Origin of the sequence: Pseudomonas sp. P1.31 (genome assembly GCF_001269815.1) — a bacterium.
Taxonomy (GTDB): domain Bacteria; phylum Pseudomonadota; class Gammaproteobacteria; order Pseudomonadales; family Pseudomonadaceae; genus Aquipseudomonas; species Aquipseudomonas rustica.
The window spans coordinates 1-15,021 of the sequence record NZ_LHVN01000021.1; the positions used below are offsets into that span (position 1 = coordinate 1).

Here is a 15,021-nt window from a genome sequence, read left to right on the forward strand (position 1 = left end):
GATCTTTTGATCTTGCCCGTAAAAACAAGATCAAAAGATCGCAGCCTTCGGCAGCTCCTACCAGTACACAACCGAATAGTGAACAAGTACACAAAACCAAAGAATTAATACATTCGACTGGCAGACTTTGGATAAGCTGCTAGCGTAAACAAGACGTGTCCTAGAGGCTTGAAAAGAAAGGGATTACGCCGTACGGCCGACAAGTGCCGAGTTGTCCATTGAGCCACCAGGGAATCGGGGATGAAGTTCAATCGAGTGGGGAAGACTCTTTTTCTGGCAAGTTCGCTGGCGGCTATGCCGTTCGCGCAAGCAGACAACGCCGAAGACTCCAATAAAAGTAACAACCCGCTGAACGTGGCGCCGGGCGCCAACCTGCAGGACTACTACACCCCCAAACTCTACGACAGCAACGCTCATACCAATGACGTCCTGCTGCGCGGCACGTTGCCGATCGCCCCGAACGACTTTATCGGTGTGCCACAACTGATACGCGCGACGCTGCCCATCAGCACCCGCCCCGATCCGCATAACGGTTACAGCACCGGCATGGGCGATCTGAACCTGTTCGACATCTTTATTCTGAAAACCGAAGGCGTGCAGTTGGGCATTGGCCCGCTGATCACCGCGCCGACCGCCGAACAGGACGAGCTCGGCACCGGCAAATGGCAAGGGGGCCTCGCGGCTGTCGCGATCGACGCCTCCCCGCGCGGATTGCTCGGCGCACTGGTTCAGTATCAAAGTTCTTTCGCTGGCGACAGCGACCGCGCCCACGTTGAAAGCGCGACCATGCAGCCGTTCATCATCCATAACCTGGAAAAAGGCTGGTACCTGCGCTCCACTGGCACCTGGACGTTCGACCTGAAAAACGACACCCACTACATCCCGCTCGGCCTGGGTGTGGGCAAAGCCTGGAAGTCCGGCAGCAACATCGTCAACGCCTTCATCGAACCGCAGTGGACCGTCGACCGCAAAGGCGACGGCCTGCCGCAATTCGTTGTTTATACCGGCATTAACTTGACCTTCGGCAAGTAAGGAAGACGCTATGCAGGTTACCCTCAAGGCCGCCGGCTACAGCTTGATGACGATGTTTGTCAGCTGTGGCGTCGGCGCCCAGGAATCCATCGCCAGCCCGCAAACTGATCGGAGCGCTATCTACGCAGCGACCGAGCGCCCGGCGGCGCCACTATTCGAATATTTATACAGCCAGAACTTTAAGCGGAGTCGTTGATGGTCAAGCCCTACGTTGTGCGCCCGTTACTGGCGCTGTGCATGATCGGCAGTCCGCTGCTGTACGCCGCCGAGGGCGGTGTTGGCCGGCCAATTACTGGTCAACAGGTGTTTTCCAACGCCGGTATCGTGCCGCCTGAGCCGGGCTGGGTCATGTCGTTGACCAGCATTTGGTACGACGGCTCGCTAAAAGGCAGCAACGGTGCGCCGATTTCCGGCGCGGTCAGTGGCGGGATCGACATGAAAGTGTCGTACACCATGGCCAACTTCACCCATGTCTGGGACACCGGCAAAGGTCGCTGGAACTACGCCTCGGCCGTTGGCATTCCCGTGCAGTACACCGACATCAAAGCCAGCATCACCGGTCCGCGCGGGCGCACGCTGGGTGACAGCGACTCCGGCACCCAATTCGCCGACGCCCTGATCACGCCGATCGCCGCCGGTTACCACTTCGACGAGTTGAACCACATCTCGCTGTCCCTGCCGATCTACGTGCCGACCGGTGCTTATAACGACGATCGACTGGCCAACCCGGGGCAGAACAATTACACGTTCATGCCGACCGTGGCGTTCACCCACCTCGACGGCAAGGGTGGCGAGCTGACGCTGTCCAGTGGTCTGGAGTTCTACACCGAGAACGACGCCACCGATTATCGCAACGGCAACATCTTCACCCTCGACGCCCTGTGGACCCACGGTTTCGGCAATGGCTGGAGCGCCGGCGTTGCGGCGGGTTATATCCAGCAACTGACCGACGACAAAGGCCAGACCGCCGATACCTTCAACGGCTATCGCGGTCGTTCCGTTGGCGCCGGACCGGTGGTGGGCTGGTCGGGTAAATTCGCCGACGCCCAAGCCAATATCAGCGCCCGTTGGGTACCGGAGTTCGACACCAAAAATCGTCCTGAAGGCAACGGCTTCAGCGTCAACATGACTCTGGCATTTTTCTAGACCCGGACACAAAGGACTGCCCCATGACTGCACTTACCGACCTCAATGCCCTGCAAGCCAGCATCGCCGAATCGGTGCTCGGTCAGGATCAAGTGATTCGGCAGATCCTGCTGGGCCTGTTGGCCAACGGCCATTTACTGTTGGAAAGTCTCCCGGGGCTGGCCAAGACGCGCACGGTCAAGGCGCTGGCCAAACACCTCGACGCGAAGATGAGCCGTATCCAGTTCACCCCGGATTTGCTGCCTTCGGACATCACCGGTGCCGAAGTGCTGCATCAGGTTGAAGGCAAAAACGAGATCCGTTTCCAACCCGGCCCGCTGTTCGGCAACCTGATTCTTGCTGACGAGATCAACCGCGCTCCGGCCAAGGTTCAGGCGGCGCTGCTGGAAGCGATGGAAGAACGCCAGATCACCGTGGCCGGCACCAGCCATCCGTTGCCGGATTTGTTCATTGTGGTCGCCACACAAAACCCGATTGAACAGGAAGGCACGTATCCGCTTCCGGAAGCACAGATGGATCGTTTTCTGATGAAAGTGCTGCTCGATTATCCGAGCGCCGACAACGAAAGCCAGGTGCTGCGCCTGCTGCGCGCCGAAGAATTCGCACAAGGCGCCAACACCGCGCCGAGCAAGGGTTTCAGCCTGACGCAGGAGGTGATTTTCGCGGCACGCAAGGAAGTCAGCGCGGTGCATGTGTCACCGGCCATCGACAGTTATCTGATCGACATCATCAACGCCACGCGCCATCCCGCCGACTACGACGAAGACCTCGCGCGCTGGATTTCTATTGGTGCCAGCCCGCGTGGCGGCATTGGTCTGGATCGTTGCGCCCGCGCCGATGCGTGGCTGCAGGGGCAGGATTTTGTTTCGCCGGACAATGTGCGCGCGGTGGTGCACCCGGTGCTGCGTCATCGTTTGCAATTGAGTTATGACGCGGTGGCTGACGGCGTCAATGCCGATCAAGTGCTCGATCGGATTCTCGATAAAGTAGCGATTCCGGCCTGATGTCAAATACGAAGAGCAACGACGGCCTGGTCTATGTCTCTCTCGCGCAGTTGATGGCGCTGGAGTTCAAGGCCCGTGACCTGAGTTTTCTCGCTCGTCAGCCGCAAGGCAGCATCCTTGCCGGCAACCATGCCTCGCGCCTGCGTGGTCGTGGCTTGAACTTCGATGAACTACGCCGTTACCAGCCGGGCGACGACCTGCGTCACCTCGACTGGCGTGCTTCGCTGCGCACCGGCAAACCGGTGGTGCGCACTTTTACTGAAGAGCGTGATCGTCCGGCGTTGATCGTGGTTGATCAGCGCATGTCGATGTTTTTCGGTTCGCAACGCAGCTTCAAATCCGCGATAGCCGCCGAACTCGGCGCATTGGCCGCGTGGATGGTGTTCAACGCCGGCGACCGGGTTGGCGGGCTGGTGTTCAACGATCAACGTATCGACAGCATCGGGCCGTTGCGCAGCCGTAAACGCGTTGAAGCGCTGCTCAGCCGCATCGCCGAACAGAATCAGGCGCTCGACGCGGCTAACCCGGATGCCGAAGGTGAAGACCAGCTCGACAAAGTCTTGCAGCGTTGCCTCGCGCTGGCCGGTCACGACCATTTGATCTGCATCGTCAGCGACTTCGCCGGGGCCGGCGAACGTACGTTGCAACTGATGCGTCAACTGTCGGCGCACAACGACGTGATCGCCCTGCAAGTCTACGATCCGCTGGCATTGAAGCTGCCGAATAATGGCCGCTTGCTGATTACCCAAGGCCAGTTGCAGGTCGAACTGGCCATCGAAAAACGCAATGTGCATCAACCGCTGGGGGATTTTCTCGGTGGTCGCTTGAAGGACGTCGCCACCCTGCTGCGCCGCAGTCAGGTGCCGCTGATGATGTTCAGCACCGCCGAAGAAGCCCACGCGCAACTGCGTGCCGAACTGGGCAAAAGCGCCGGGGCACGGCGATGAATCCGAATATCCCGAGCATCGATCAACTCAAAGAGTTGGCCCCGCCCGCGCCGGTCAGTTATGCGCCGCAAACGTGGGGCTGGTGGGTGTTGCTTGCGCTGCTGATCGTATTGGCAATCGTGATTGGCGTGCGCCGTTACCTGCAATGGCGCCGCGATGAATACCGCCGTGAAGGGTTGGCGCGACTGGCGCAACTGCGTAGCCGCAGTGACGACCTCAATGCGTTGCGCGAATTGCCCGAGCTGCTCAAGCGAGTGGCGCTTTCAATGCCTGGCCAATCTCTCAAACGCACTGCGATTCCTGTAGGAGTGAGCCTGCTCGCGAAGGGGCCAGTACATTCAACAGTTTCATCGACTGATGCGACGCCATCGCGAGCAGGCTCGCTCCCACAGGGGGTTGCGGCGCTTGGTAAAGAGGACTGGCAGCGCTTCTTGCAAGCGCACAGCAAGAAGCCGCTCCCGGCGGATTTCAGCGCACAACTCGCGCAACTCGCCTACGCCCCCGACGACACCCTGCGCGCCCTCCCCACGCCGCAGCGTCAGGCGTTGTTCGACACATGTCAGGACTGGGTGGAGCATCATCATGTGGCAGCTTGATTACCCATGGTTATTGCTTCTGCTGCCGCTGCCCTGGCTGGCTTACCGCTATCTGCCGGCCTACAACGAAGCGCGCAGCGCCGTGCGCGTGCCGTTTTTTGCGGCGATGAGCCGCGCGGTCGGCGAGGCGCCCACCCATGCCGGCACTCGGCGCAACGTCTGGCAATTACTCTTGAACCTGTTGGTCTGGGCGCTGATTTTGCTCGCCGTGGCACGTCCGGTGTTCGTTGAAAAACCCATCGAACGCCAGCAACCGGTGCGCGACCTGATGCTCGCCATCGACATCTCGCAGTCGATGGAAACCGAGGATTTCACCAACGCCAACGGCGAAAAAATCAATCGCCTCGCCGCCGTCAAAGACGTGGTGCAAGGCTTTATCGACAAGCGCAAGGACGACCGCCTCGGCCTGATCGTCTTCGGCAGCGGCGCTTATCCGCAGGCACCGCTGACCCTCGATCATGCGAGTCTGTCGCTGTTACTGGCCGACACCGGCATCGGCATGGCCGGGCCGAACACCGCGATCGGCGATGCCATCGGCCTCAGCCTGAAGCTGTTGGATAAAGCCCATGAGCAGGAAAAAGTGCTGATTCTGCTCACCGATGGCAACGACACCAGCAGCGCGATCACCCCCGATCATGCCGCCGAAATGGCCGCCAACAAAGGCGTGATCATCCACACCATCGGCATCGGCGACCCGAGTGCTTCGGGCGAGGCCAAAGTCAATCTGCCGGGTCTGGAGCAGATCGCGAAAACCACCGGCGGCCAGTTCTTCCGAGCTGAAGACCGCTCCGCGCTCGATCAGGTTTACAGCACCCTCGACCGCCTCACGCCGCATCAGGTGAAAACCCTCAGTCATCAGCCGCAACGCGAGTTGTTCTATTGGCCGCTGGGGGCGGCGATGTTGTTGCTGGGCCTATATCACCTCGGCGCGCTGCTGTGGCCTCGGCTGTCATTCGCCCGTCAGCGGCAGGAGGTCTGAGATGGACATCAACCTCAGCGACTTCCATTTCCTGCGCCCGTTCTGGCTCCTGCTCGCGCTGTTCGGCGCGTTGTTGCCGCTGATCTGGCGCCGCAGCCGAGATCTGCAACGACAGCTGCGCGGCAACATCGCCGAGCATTTGCTGCCGCACCTGTTGATCACGCCACAAGACAATCAACGCCTGCGCCCGGTGCATCTGCTCTGTGCGCTGTTGATTCTTGGCGCCATCGCGGCGGCCGGGCCGACCTGGGAGCAGGATCGTCCGGACTTTCTTGAAAACCGTGCGCCGCTGATCGTCGCTGTTGATCTGTCACCGTCGATGGACGCCAGCGATGTGCAACCGACGCGACTGGAAGCGGCCAAGCACAAACTGCATGATCTGATTCAGCGTCGCGCCGGCGCCCGTACGGCACTGATCGCCTACGCCGGCAGCGCGCACCTGGTGTTGCCGCCGACCGACGATCCCGCCCTGCTTGACTCATTTATTCAGGCGTTGGGCACCGGGTTGATCGACAAACCGGGGAAAAACGTCGCCGCGGTGATTGAGCAGGCGAAACGCTTGCTCAGCGCAGAAAAGACGCCGGGCAGCCTGCTGCTGATCACCGATGGCGCCGATACCGCGCAACTTGATGGCCTCGACAAGCAGCTGAGCGGCAGTCAGTTGCAAGTGTTAGTGATGGCGGTGGGCAGCGAGGACGGCGGCATGATCCACGACGCCAGCGGGCAGCCGCGCACCGATGCCAACGGGCGCCCGGAACTGGGCAGTTTTGATCAAGCGGCAATCAAACAATTGGCTTCTGCTATCGATGCGCCCCTCGGCAGTTTGACCCTGAATGACGATGATCTGGAGTGGATCGAACTGCACGCGCAACAGCACTTCCAAAGCGCCAGCGCCGAGCAGCGTGAATTGCACTGGAAAGACGCCGGTTATTGGCTGTGCTGGCCGTTGCTGTTGCTGGCATTTTTCGGCGTGCGCAAAGGCTGGAGCGTGAACTGGATGGCGGCGTTGCTGCTGGCCGTGGGGCTGGGTGGCATGCCGGCTCCGGCGCAAGCGAATGCACTGACCGACGCCTTCTTCACTCGCGATCAGCAAGGTCGCTGGGCCTTTGAGCACGGACACCTGCCTCAGGCAGCGGCGCTGTTTGTCGATCCGTACTGGAAAGGCGTCGCGGCTTATCACGCGTCTGACTATGACTTGGCGCTGGCGACTTTCGCGCGGCTGGACACGCCACAGGCGTACTTCTATCTGGGCAATATTTACGTGCGCCGTTTCAAGTTTGATGAGGCGATCGCCGCGTACACCCAAGCCTTGAAACTGCAGCCGCAATTCCCGGAGGCCACGGCCAATCTGGCGTTGGCGCAGGCGTTGCTCAAAGACACAGAAAGTGCCGAGAAAAATGCGCCGGAGACCAAACCGGATGAAGTGAAATTCGACAAGGCGAAGGGCAAGGGGCAGAGCAAGAAAATCGAGTCGGAGCAGGCGGCTTCGGATGCGCTGTGGTTGCAGAACCTGACGACATCGCCGGCGAAGTTTCTCAAGCAGAAATTCAGCTTGCAGGATCAGGCGGGGGTTAAGCCATGAATCTCCGGAACCGAGTTGCGGCCATCGCGAGCAGGCTCACTCCTACATTGATTTTGTGTACGGCAAAGATCCCCTGTAGGAGTGAGCCTGCTCGCGATGGGGCCAGAGCAATCACTACAAAACTCAGCATTTTGTTCCTGACAGGCCTGCTGAGCCTTAATGCCTTCGCAGCCGCCCCACAACTCAAAGTCCAGGCCCATCTGCAACCCGCCGAAGGCGCCATGGTCGGTGGCCTGATCGAGCTGCAAGTCGACGTCCTCACCGACACCTGGTTCACCAGCGCCGCCACCCTGCCCGATCTCAAACTCGACGGCGCTCTGGTCATGCCCCCGGACGGTCAGGCCCAGCACCTGAACCAGACCATCGACGGCCAATCCTTCAACGGATTGCGCTACACCTACCTGATCACACCCAACGTCGCGCGATCGTTCGATATCCCGGCCCTCACCGTCAGTGCCACTCCCGGCCAGGCTGAAAGCGAAATCAGCGCCCACAGCGAACCGCTGCAATTCAGCGCCGCCCGGCCGCCCGGTTTCAATCCCGGGGAAACGCCACTGGTTGCCACCGGACTGACCTTCAGCCAGAACGTGATCAACTCGGCCACACCACTGAAAGTCGGCGACAGCATTACCCGGCAACTCACCTTGAAGGCCGATGGCGCACTGGCCATGTCCTTGCCGATCCCGGCACTGGGCGATATCGACGGCCTCAGCCGCTATGCGAAAACCCCGCAAGTCACCAGCCTCGATGACGGCCGTGGCGACATTCTCGGCGGCCAGCGCATCGACAGCGTCACCTATCGCATCGACCGCGCCGGTTCGCACACACTGCCGGCCATCGAAGTGAAATGGTGGGACGCGAGCAGCAATCAAACGCGCACCGCGCAAGTGCCGGCAGTGACGTTCGCTGCCGCCGCCAACAGCGCCTACAAACCTGTGTTCTCCATCGCCGAAGACCTCAAGCAACTCGGCCAGAATCGCCTGCGGTTCTCCACACAATGGCTGATCTGGCTCGTGGCGCTCATCGCGATTATCGGCCTCGGCTACCTGAGCCGTCCGGCCCTGACTCGCGGCTACCGCACCCTGCAAGCGCGCAAACAAGCGCGGCACGCAGCGTGGTTGCAGTCGGCCGATTACGCCTGGCAACAAATCAATCCGCAACTTGAAGCCAAACCAGCGCAACTCAGTGCGCTGTATCTGTGGCTGCGCCGCAGTCGAATGGGTCTGAAACTCGTCGATGCCGGCCCGCGTCTGCAAGGCCTGTTGCGTGGGCTTTACGGTCGCGAACCGGCCACCGAGCAGACACTTGTCCAACTGCGCCAATCCTTGACTACGCTTCACAGTCAGGCCGAACAGCAGCACGCGAAACCGGCCTCGGCGCTGCGCCCGCTCAACCCTGTACACGAGAAGGATTTCCCATGACGCACCCGTTGCTGCACCGCCAACGTTTTGGCCTGGCTCTGCTGTTCGGTCTGGCCCTGCCGCTGCTGGCCCAGGCCAATGAGCCGCTGCCTTCGTGGAACGACGGCCCGGCGAAGAAAAGCATCATCGAATTCGTGCAGACCGTGACCGATCAGACGAGCAAGGACTTCGTCAAACCCGCCGACCGCATCGCCGTGTTCGATAACGACGGCACGCTGTGGAGCGAGCAACCGGCGTACTTCGAATTGCTGTTCGCTTTCGACGAGGTCAAGCGCACCGCCGATCAGCACCCGGAATGGAAAACCACGCAGCCATTCAAAGCGGTGATCGAAAACGACCACAAGGCCCTCGCGGCGTCAGGCATGGAAGGCCTGCTGAAAATCGTCGGCGCCACCCACAGCGGCATGACCACCGAAGCGTTTGATGATTACGCGAAAACCTGGCTGAGCCAGGCCCGTCATCCGAAAACCGGCAAGCCGTACAGCGAGATGATCTTCCAGCCGATGCTGGAAATGCTCGACTACCTGCGCAGCCAGGACTTCAAGACCTACATCGTCTCCGGCGGCGACACCGGTTTCATGCGCGCCTTCGCCGAGAAGGTTTACGGCATTCCGCCGGAACAGGTGATCGGCACCACATTTGTCACTTCTTTCGAATACAAGGATGGCAAGGCCTCGATCGTGCGCACGCCGAAACTGGCGCACAACGACGACGGCCCGGGCAAACCGGAAAGCATTGATGCGGTGATCGGCAAGCGGCCGATTCTCGCCTTCGGCAACTCCGACGGCGACCTGCAAATGCTGCAGTGGACGGCCGCCGGTACCGGCAAACGTTTCATGGGTTTGGTGCACCACACCGACGCCAAGCGCGAGTGGGCCTACGACCGCAAATCAGACATCGGCAAGCTCGACAAAGCTCTCGATGAAGCAAATTCCCGCGGCTGGACCGTGGTGGACATGGCGACCGAATGGCGCCGGATCTACCCGTTCGATCCGCCGGTAAACGAGCAGGTGCAATAAAAAAAGCGTGCTGCAGGACTGCAATAAACGTTATCAGCAATAAATGACCCCCCGCGAAAAGGAGCAAGTCAGATGACTCGCATACGCAAGTGGCTACCGAAATTCGCCTTGGTTGCGACCTCGGTGATGGCGCTGTCGGCAACCGCCACAGCGGCTGAAAAACCCAACATCCTGGTGATCTTCGGCGACGACATCGGCCAGACCAACATCAGTGCCTATTCGATGGGTGTTGTCGGTTACAAAACGCCGAACATCGACCGGATTGCCAAAGAAGGCATGATGTTCACCGACTACTACGCGGAGAACAGCTGCACCGCGGGTCGATCCTCGTTCATCACCGGTCAGACGCCACTGCGTACCGGTCTGTCGAAAGTCGGCATCCCCGGCGCTCCGGTAGGCCTGCAAAAGCGTGATATCACCATTGCTCAGGCACTCAAGTCTCAGGGTTATGCGACCGGTCAATTCGGCAAGAACCACTTGGGCGACAAGGATGAATACCTGCCGACCAACCACGGTTTCGACGAGTTCTTCGGCAACCTGTATCACCTCAACGCTGAAGAAGAACCCGAACGTCCGTACTGGCCAAAAGAAGATGCCGATTTCGTCAAGGCTGTTTCCCCTCGTGGTGTGATCCACAGCTTCGCCGACGGCAAGATCGAAGACACCGGCGCGCTGACCACCAAGCGCATGGAAACCATCGACGACGAAACCACCGCGGCGGCGCAAGCGTTCATCGAGAAACAGGCCAAAGCGGACAAACCGTTCTTCGTCTGGATGAACACTACGCGCATGCACTTGTTCACACACGTGCGTGATTCGATGAAGGGCCAGAGCGGCATGCCCGGCAACGAATATGCGGACGGCATGATCGAGCACGACGGTGATGTCGGCAAACTGCTGAAAACCCTCGATGACCTGAAAATCACCGACAACACCATCGTCGTCTACACCACCGACAACGGCCCTAACCAGTTCTCCTGGCCGGACGCGGCGACCACGCCGTTCCGCAACGAGAAGAACTCCAACTGGGAAGGCGCGTACCGCGTGCCTGCGATGATCCGCTGGCCGGGCAAGATCAAACCGGGTGAAGTCTCCAACGAGCTGTTCTCGGGTCTTGACTGGTTCCCGACACTGCTCGCCGCCGCAGGTGATACCGATGTCGCCAACAAGCTGCTCAAAGGCTGGGCGCCGACTTCCGGCGGCACCAGCTTCAAAGTGCACCTGGACGGTTTCAACCAACTGCCGTACCTGACCGGCCAGACCCCGAAGAGCGAGCGTAAGGAGTTCTACTACTTCAACGACGATGGCGTGCTGGTGTCGATGCGTTTCGGCAACTGGAAAGCCGTGTTCTGCGAACAGCGTGCACCGGGTGGTTTCAAAGTCTGGAGCGAACCGTTCGTGTGCCTGCGCGTACCGAAAATCTTCAACCTGCGCATGGATCCGTATGAACGTGCCGATATCGTTTCCGACCAGTACTACGACTGGACGACCAAAAACGTTTATCTGACCGAAATGGCGGTGATGAAATCCGCTGCATTCCTGCAGACCTTCATCGAGTATCCACCAAGCCAGAAACCGGCCAGCTTCAGTGTTGACCAGATCCGTGCTGCGGTAGATGCGAAAATCGCTGAAAAAATGAAAGCTGCACAGTAAGACCGCAAGACTGCCGCCCGCCTTCACCGGCGGGCGGACTTATTTTTAGTCGGATATCCCCCTTGTAGGAACTGCTGAAGGCTGCGATCTTTTGATCTCCATTGATAACCATAAAGATCAAAAGATCGCAGCCTTCGGCAGCTCCTACAGCGAGCAGGCCCGATCATTTGTATTGATCGTTCCCACGCTCTGCGTGGTAACTCATCCCGGGATGCTCTGCGTCCCATGCCAAAGCGGACGCGGAGCGTCCAGTGAGGCATTCCCACGCAGAGCGTGGGAACGATCAGCACAGTCGCCGTTTTTATCGAATTGAAAAAAGGCAATCCGCATGTCCTCACGTATCGCCAGCAAGCCGTCGGCCATACCCGCCTCGCACACCGCCTCCCCTTCACTGCTGACCCCCGCCCTGCTGCTGTGCATCTCCGGTGCCGCAGCACTGGTCTATCAGGTGCTGTGGATCAAGCAACTGTCGCTGGTGGTTGGCGTCGAGGTGTATGCGATCACCACGGGCATCAGCGCATTCTTCGCCGGTCTGGCCATCGGTGGCTGGCTGTTCGGACGCTGGGCGGATCGCTTGCAGCAACCGGTGCTGCTGTATGCCGGGCTGGAAGTACTGGTGGCGATATTGGGCGTTGGCGCGACCGTGGCCATGAGCATGGCGGCCAGTCCGTTCGCCTGGCTGCAGGATCACGTCGGTGTGTTCGCATGGTTGCTGCCGTTCGCCCTCGTGGGCATTCCGGCGGTGTTGATGGGCGGCACGCTGCCGGTGCTGGTGCGTTCGCTCGCGGCTGATCCGGGCAAGGCTGGCGGTCAGTTGTACGCTGCGAACACCTTGGGCGCGATTGTCGGCACCCTGCTCGCCGCGTTCTTTTTGATCGCCACCCTCGGTGTACGAGGCAGTTCGCTGGCCGCAGCGATGCTCAATCTGTTGGCGGCGGCTGGCGCCTTGTGGTTCGCCCGTCAGCATCCGGCACCGATTGTCACGCCGATCCATCACCATCCGGAGAAAGCTGCGGATCGCACGGCGCTGTGGCTGTATTCCATCGCCGGCGGTGTGGCGCTGGGTTATGAAGTGGTCTGGTCGCAATCGATCGTGCAGTTTATGAGCACCCGCACCTATGCGTTTGCCGTGGTGTTGGCGACGTACCTGACCGGCCTGTTTATCGGCAGCGCCCTGCTCGCCCGTCGCGTTGATCGCATTCGTGATCCGTGGGGCATGTTCGGTTTGTTGATTGCCGGCGCCGGCCTGATCGCGCTGCTGGAAATCGCCCTGCTCGGTCGTTGGCTGATTTACGCCCAGACCCAGACCGAGATGTGGTTGCTGAGTCTGGGCGCCAGTGAGCTGGTCGGCATGAGTGCTCGCTTTGTCGTCGCGGCGTTGAGCATTGTGTTTGTGCCGACATTGCTGCTGGGGGCGGCGTTTCCCTTGGCGCTGCGTTTGAGTGTCGGCCATGAGCGCGTCGGTCGCGATGTCGGCGCAGTGGTGGCGTTCAATACCTTGGGCGGGATTGTCGGGGTGATGCTCTGCGGCTTCCTGCTCATTCCGCTGCTGGGGCTGGTGCGCACGTTGGGCCTGCTGGCGATCATCGCGGCGGGCATCGGCTACTTCGCCGTGCGCAAGGGCCATGGTGTGAAGAAAGGCCGGCGTCAGGCAGTGGTCGCACTGAGCCTGGTCTCGGTCGCATTGGCGGTGCTTACGCCCGTCGACAAAATCGCCGGCCTGCTGCCCGGCGCACGCAACGGTACGTTGGCGTTTTACGAAGAAGGTCGTGGCGGCACGGTCGCGGTGGTTGCTCAAGGACGGGGCGAGAACAATTTCCATCGTCTGTACATTCAGGGCGTCTCTAACACTGGCGATGCCATGCCGTCGCTGCGTTACATGCGCATTCAGGCGCTGCTACCGCTATTGATCCACAACGGCGAACCGCGCTCGACCCTGGTGATCGGTTTCGGCACCGGCATCACTGCGGGCGCCATGCTGCGCTATCCGGGGCTGGAGCATCGCGTGGTCGCCGAGTTGCTGCCGTCGGTGGTGAAAGCGGCGCCGTTGTTCAAGGGCAACTTCAATGCTGCCAGTGATCCGGGTGTGGAAGTGCGTCTGCGTGATGGTCGTCAGGAATTGCTGCGCAGTGCGCAGACCTACGACCTGGTCACACTGGAGCCGCCACCGCCCTCCGCGGCCGGCGTGGTCAATCTGTATTCGCGCGACTTCTACCAATTGGCCGCGAGTCGTCTGCAGAAAAACGGCATCGTCGCGCAATGGCTGCCGCTGCCGACGCAAAACATCGATGACTCGCGCTCGCTGGTGCGCAGCTTCCTTGATGTGTTCCCGTATGCCTCGCTATGGACCAGCGAATTCCACGAGATGCTGCTGGTGGGCTCCATGGAGCCGATGGAACTGGACGCCGCGAAAATCACCGAACGTTTCCAGCAGGACAGCGTGCGCAGCACCTTGCAGGATGTCGGCATCGGTTCAGCGGCGGCGTTGCTTGCGACGTGGGTGACCGATCGCACCGGCCTTGAGCGCTTTGCCGCCGATGCACCGGCCGTAACCGATGATCAGCCGCGCATTGAATACGCGCCATGGGTGCGCAGCAAGGAAATCACTCGCGTGTTGCCGGCGCTGCTGGATCTGTATCAGCCACCGCCACTGATGAATGCTGATGCCGCTTTCACTGAGCGCATGGAAACCCATCGTCAACGGCTGATGCAGTTTTATCGAGCCAGCCTGCATGCGTATGACGGCGATCGGGATGCGTGGGGGCGGGACATGCGCGAGGTGATGCAGTGGGATGGCGCGAATCCGTATTACCGCTGGTTTACCGGGCAGTAATGCTGCCGACTGTAGGAGCAAAGCTTGCTCGCGAAAGCGGTCTATCAGGTCATTAATTACTGACTGACAGGACGCCTTCGCGAGCAAGCTCTGCTCCTACAAAAAAGGGGCCATCAGCCCCGATGCATTACTTGGATTCGGATTTCAGTTTCAGATAGGTCTGGTGCATATCAGACGCCCAGCCATCGATCACGGCTTTAACGTCTTCGGCCTTCAGCGCCTGGGAATCATTTTCCAGCGGTTTGCCGGTGCCTTTGCGCACAACTTGCGCCACGACCTTATTGCTGGCGCCGTCCATGAACACCGCTTCAGTGGCCAGGGTGGTTTCCTGATCACGGATGCCGGTGGCCGTGCTGACCGCCGCGGCTACCAAAGCAATCGGGATCACTTCATACGCGTGCAGCCCTTCGGTTTTGCTGCTGACGGCGGTGATGGCCGGACGCAGTACGATCACACCCGGCCCAGGCCCGGTGGCCAGTGGCAGCGACTTGCCCAGTTCACGCTTGAGCGCCTGATCGTAATAGCTGGTAATGCCATTGAGGGTTTGCTGAGAGATTTTTGCGGTCGGTTGCGGCTTCGGATAGAGCTGGCTTGGCTCGACGTAAACGCTGGTGAATTTATTGATGTCGAGTTTCGGATCCATCCAGCGCATCACCTCGGCACCCGACGGTGACTTGGCTTCCTTGAGCTGACTGTAATCCTTGAGAAACCCGGAGTACTCATCTGGAGCGACGGTTTTGCTCGAGCAACCCACCACGCCAAGGGTGGCGATGCACAGCGTGCCCATCATTACTGCTAGCTTCATGCTG

General features: G+C 60.2%; 13 protein-coding genes. 12 read left to right on the top strand and 1 reads right to left on the bottom strand.

Translation table 11 applies throughout. The features are described from left to right. Positions 1 to 240: 240 nt before the first annotated feature. From AD669_RS13705 to AD669_RS13760, 12 genes are all read left to right on the top strand, one after another. Positions 241 to 1,032 carry a hypothetical protein gene (locus AD669_RS13705; protein WP_053120622.1) on the top strand — a complete coding sequence of 264 codons (792 nt, stop codon included), beginning with the start codon at positions 241 to 243 and terminating at the stop codon, positions 1,030 to 1,032. 10 nt (positions 1,033 to 1,042) lie between these two features. Then, entirely contained in the window at positions 1,043 to 1,228 is a 186-nt protein-coding gene (locus AD669_RS13710) for a hypothetical protein (protein WP_053120624.1), read from the top strand. Further along, positions 1,228 to 2,178, top strand: a complete 951-nt coding sequence (locus AD669_RS13715; protein WP_053120626.1) for a transporter — start codon at positions 1,228 to 1,230, stop codon at positions 2,176 to 2,178. Before AD669_RS13710 ends, AD669_RS13715 begins: the two co-directional genes overlap by 1 nt. A 23-nt stretch (positions 2,179 to 2,201) precedes the next feature. Continuing rightward, positions 2,202 to 3,182 (top strand): MoxR family ATPase, encoded by a 981-nt coding sequence (locus tag AD669_RS13720; RefSeq protein WP_053120628.1) that lies wholly within the window; start codon positions 2,202 to 2,204, stop codon positions 3,180 to 3,182. Next, entirely contained in the window at positions 3,182 to 4,129 is a 948-nt protein-coding gene (locus tag AD669_RS13725) for a DUF58 domain-containing protein (RefSeq protein ID WP_053120630.1), read from the top strand. Before AD669_RS13720 ends, AD669_RS13725 begins: the two co-directional genes overlap by 1 nt. Beyond that, a complete protein-coding gene (locus tag AD669_RS13730) occupies positions 4,126 to 4,725 on the top strand; it encodes a DUF4381 domain-containing protein (protein ID WP_053120631.1) in 600 nt (199 codons plus the stop codon). The genes AD669_RS13725 and AD669_RS13730 overlap by 4 nt, the downstream gene beginning before the upstream one ends. Then, positions 4,712 to 5,704 (top strand): VWA domain-containing protein, encoded by a 993-nt coding sequence (locus AD669_RS13735; RefSeq protein ID WP_053120633.1) that lies wholly within the window; start codon positions 4,712 to 4,714, stop codon positions 5,702 to 5,704. The genes AD669_RS13730 and AD669_RS13735 overlap by 14 nt, the downstream gene beginning before the upstream one ends. A 1-nt stretch (position 5,705) precedes the next feature. Beyond that, entirely contained in the window at positions 5,706 to 7,286 is a 1,581-nt protein-coding gene (locus AD669_RS13740; RefSeq protein ID WP_053120635.1) for a VWA domain-containing protein, read from the top strand. Beyond that, positions 7,283 to 8,707 (top strand): BatD family protein, encoded by a 1,425-nt coding sequence (locus AD669_RS13745; RefSeq protein ID WP_053120637.1) that lies wholly within the window; start codon positions 7,283 to 7,285, stop codon positions 8,705 to 8,707. The genes AD669_RS13740 and AD669_RS13745 overlap by 4 nt, the downstream gene beginning before the upstream one ends. Continuing rightward, on the top strand, positions 8,704 to 9,726 hold the full coding sequence (locus tag AD669_RS13750; protein WP_053120639.1) for an HAD family phosphatase: 1,023 nt from the start codon (positions 8,704 to 8,706) through the stop codon (positions 9,724 to 9,726). The genes AD669_RS13745 and AD669_RS13750 overlap by 4 nt, the downstream gene beginning before the upstream one ends. Before the next feature lie 72 nt (positions 9,727 to 9,798). Continuing rightward, complete coding sequence (locus AD669_RS13755; RefSeq protein ID WP_053120641.1) at positions 9,799 to 11,379, top strand: arylsulfatase; 1,581 nt, start codon at positions 9,799 to 9,801, stop codon at positions 11,377 to 11,379. A 328-nt stretch (positions 11,380 to 11,707) separates the two neighbouring features. Further along, complete coding sequence (locus tag AD669_RS13760) at positions 11,708 to 14,212, top strand: fused MFS/spermidine synthase (protein ID WP_053120643.1); 2,505 nt, start codon at positions 11,708 to 11,710, stop codon at positions 14,210 to 14,212. A 127-nt stretch (positions 14,213 to 14,339) separates the two neighbouring features. Here the strand turns inward: AD669_RS13760 and AD669_RS13765 are convergent, their stop codons facing one another. Then, entirely contained in the window at positions 14,340 to 15,017 is a 678-nt protein-coding gene (locus AD669_RS13765) for a DUF3313 domain-containing protein (protein WP_053120645.1), read from the bottom strand. Positions 15,018 to 15,021 lie beyond the last annotated feature (4 nt).

Bases quoted from the DNA above. Each gene is read 5' to 3' on its own strand.
- AD669_RS13705 (WP_053120622.1), top strand. From the start codon at position 241: ATGAAGTTCAATCGAGTGGGGAAGACTCTTTTTCTGGCAAGTTCGCTG.
- AD669_RS13710 (WP_053120624.1), top strand. From the start codon at position 1,043: ATGCAGGTTACCCTCAAGGCCGCCGGCTACAGCTTGATGACGATGTTT.
- AD669_RS13715 (WP_053120626.1), top strand. From the start codon at position 1,228: ATGGTCAAGCCCTACGTTGTGCGCCCGTTACTGGCGCTGTGCATGATC.
- AD669_RS13720 (WP_053120628.1), top strand. From the start codon at position 2,202: ATGACTGCACTTACCGACCTCAATGCCCTGCAAGCCAGCATCGCCGAA.
- AD669_RS13725 (WP_053120630.1), top strand. From the start codon at position 3,182: ATGTCAAATACGAAGAGCAACGACGGCCTGGTCTATGTCTCTCTCGCG.
- AD669_RS13730 (WP_053120631.1), top strand. From the start codon at position 4,126: ATGAATCCGAATATCCCGAGCATCGATCAACTCAAAGAGTTGGCCCCG.
- AD669_RS13735 (WP_053120633.1), top strand. From the start codon at position 4,712: ATGTGGCAGCTTGATTACCCATGGTTATTGCTTCTGCTGCCGCTGCCC.
- AD669_RS13740 (WP_053120635.1), top strand. From the start codon at position 5,706: ATGGACATCAACCTCAGCGACTTCCATTTCCTGCGCCCGTTCTGGCTC.
- AD669_RS13745 (WP_053120637.1), top strand. From the start codon at position 7,283: ATGAATCTCCGGAACCGAGTTGCGGCCATCGCGAGCAGGCTCACTCCT.
- AD669_RS13750 (WP_053120639.1), top strand. From the start codon at position 8,704: ATGACGCACCCGTTGCTGCACCGCCAACGTTTTGGCCTGGCTCTGCTG.
- AD669_RS13755 (WP_053120641.1), top strand. From the start codon at position 9,799: ATGACTCGCATACGCAAGTGGCTACCGAAATTCGCCTTGGTTGCGACC.
- AD669_RS13760 (WP_053120643.1), top strand. From the start codon at position 11,708: ATGTCCTCACGTATCGCCAGCAAGCCGTCGGCCATACCCGCCTCGCAC.
- AD669_RS13765 (WP_053120645.1), bottom strand. From the start codon at position 15,017: ATGAAGCTAGCAGTAATGATGGGCACGCTGTGCATCGCCACCCTTGGC.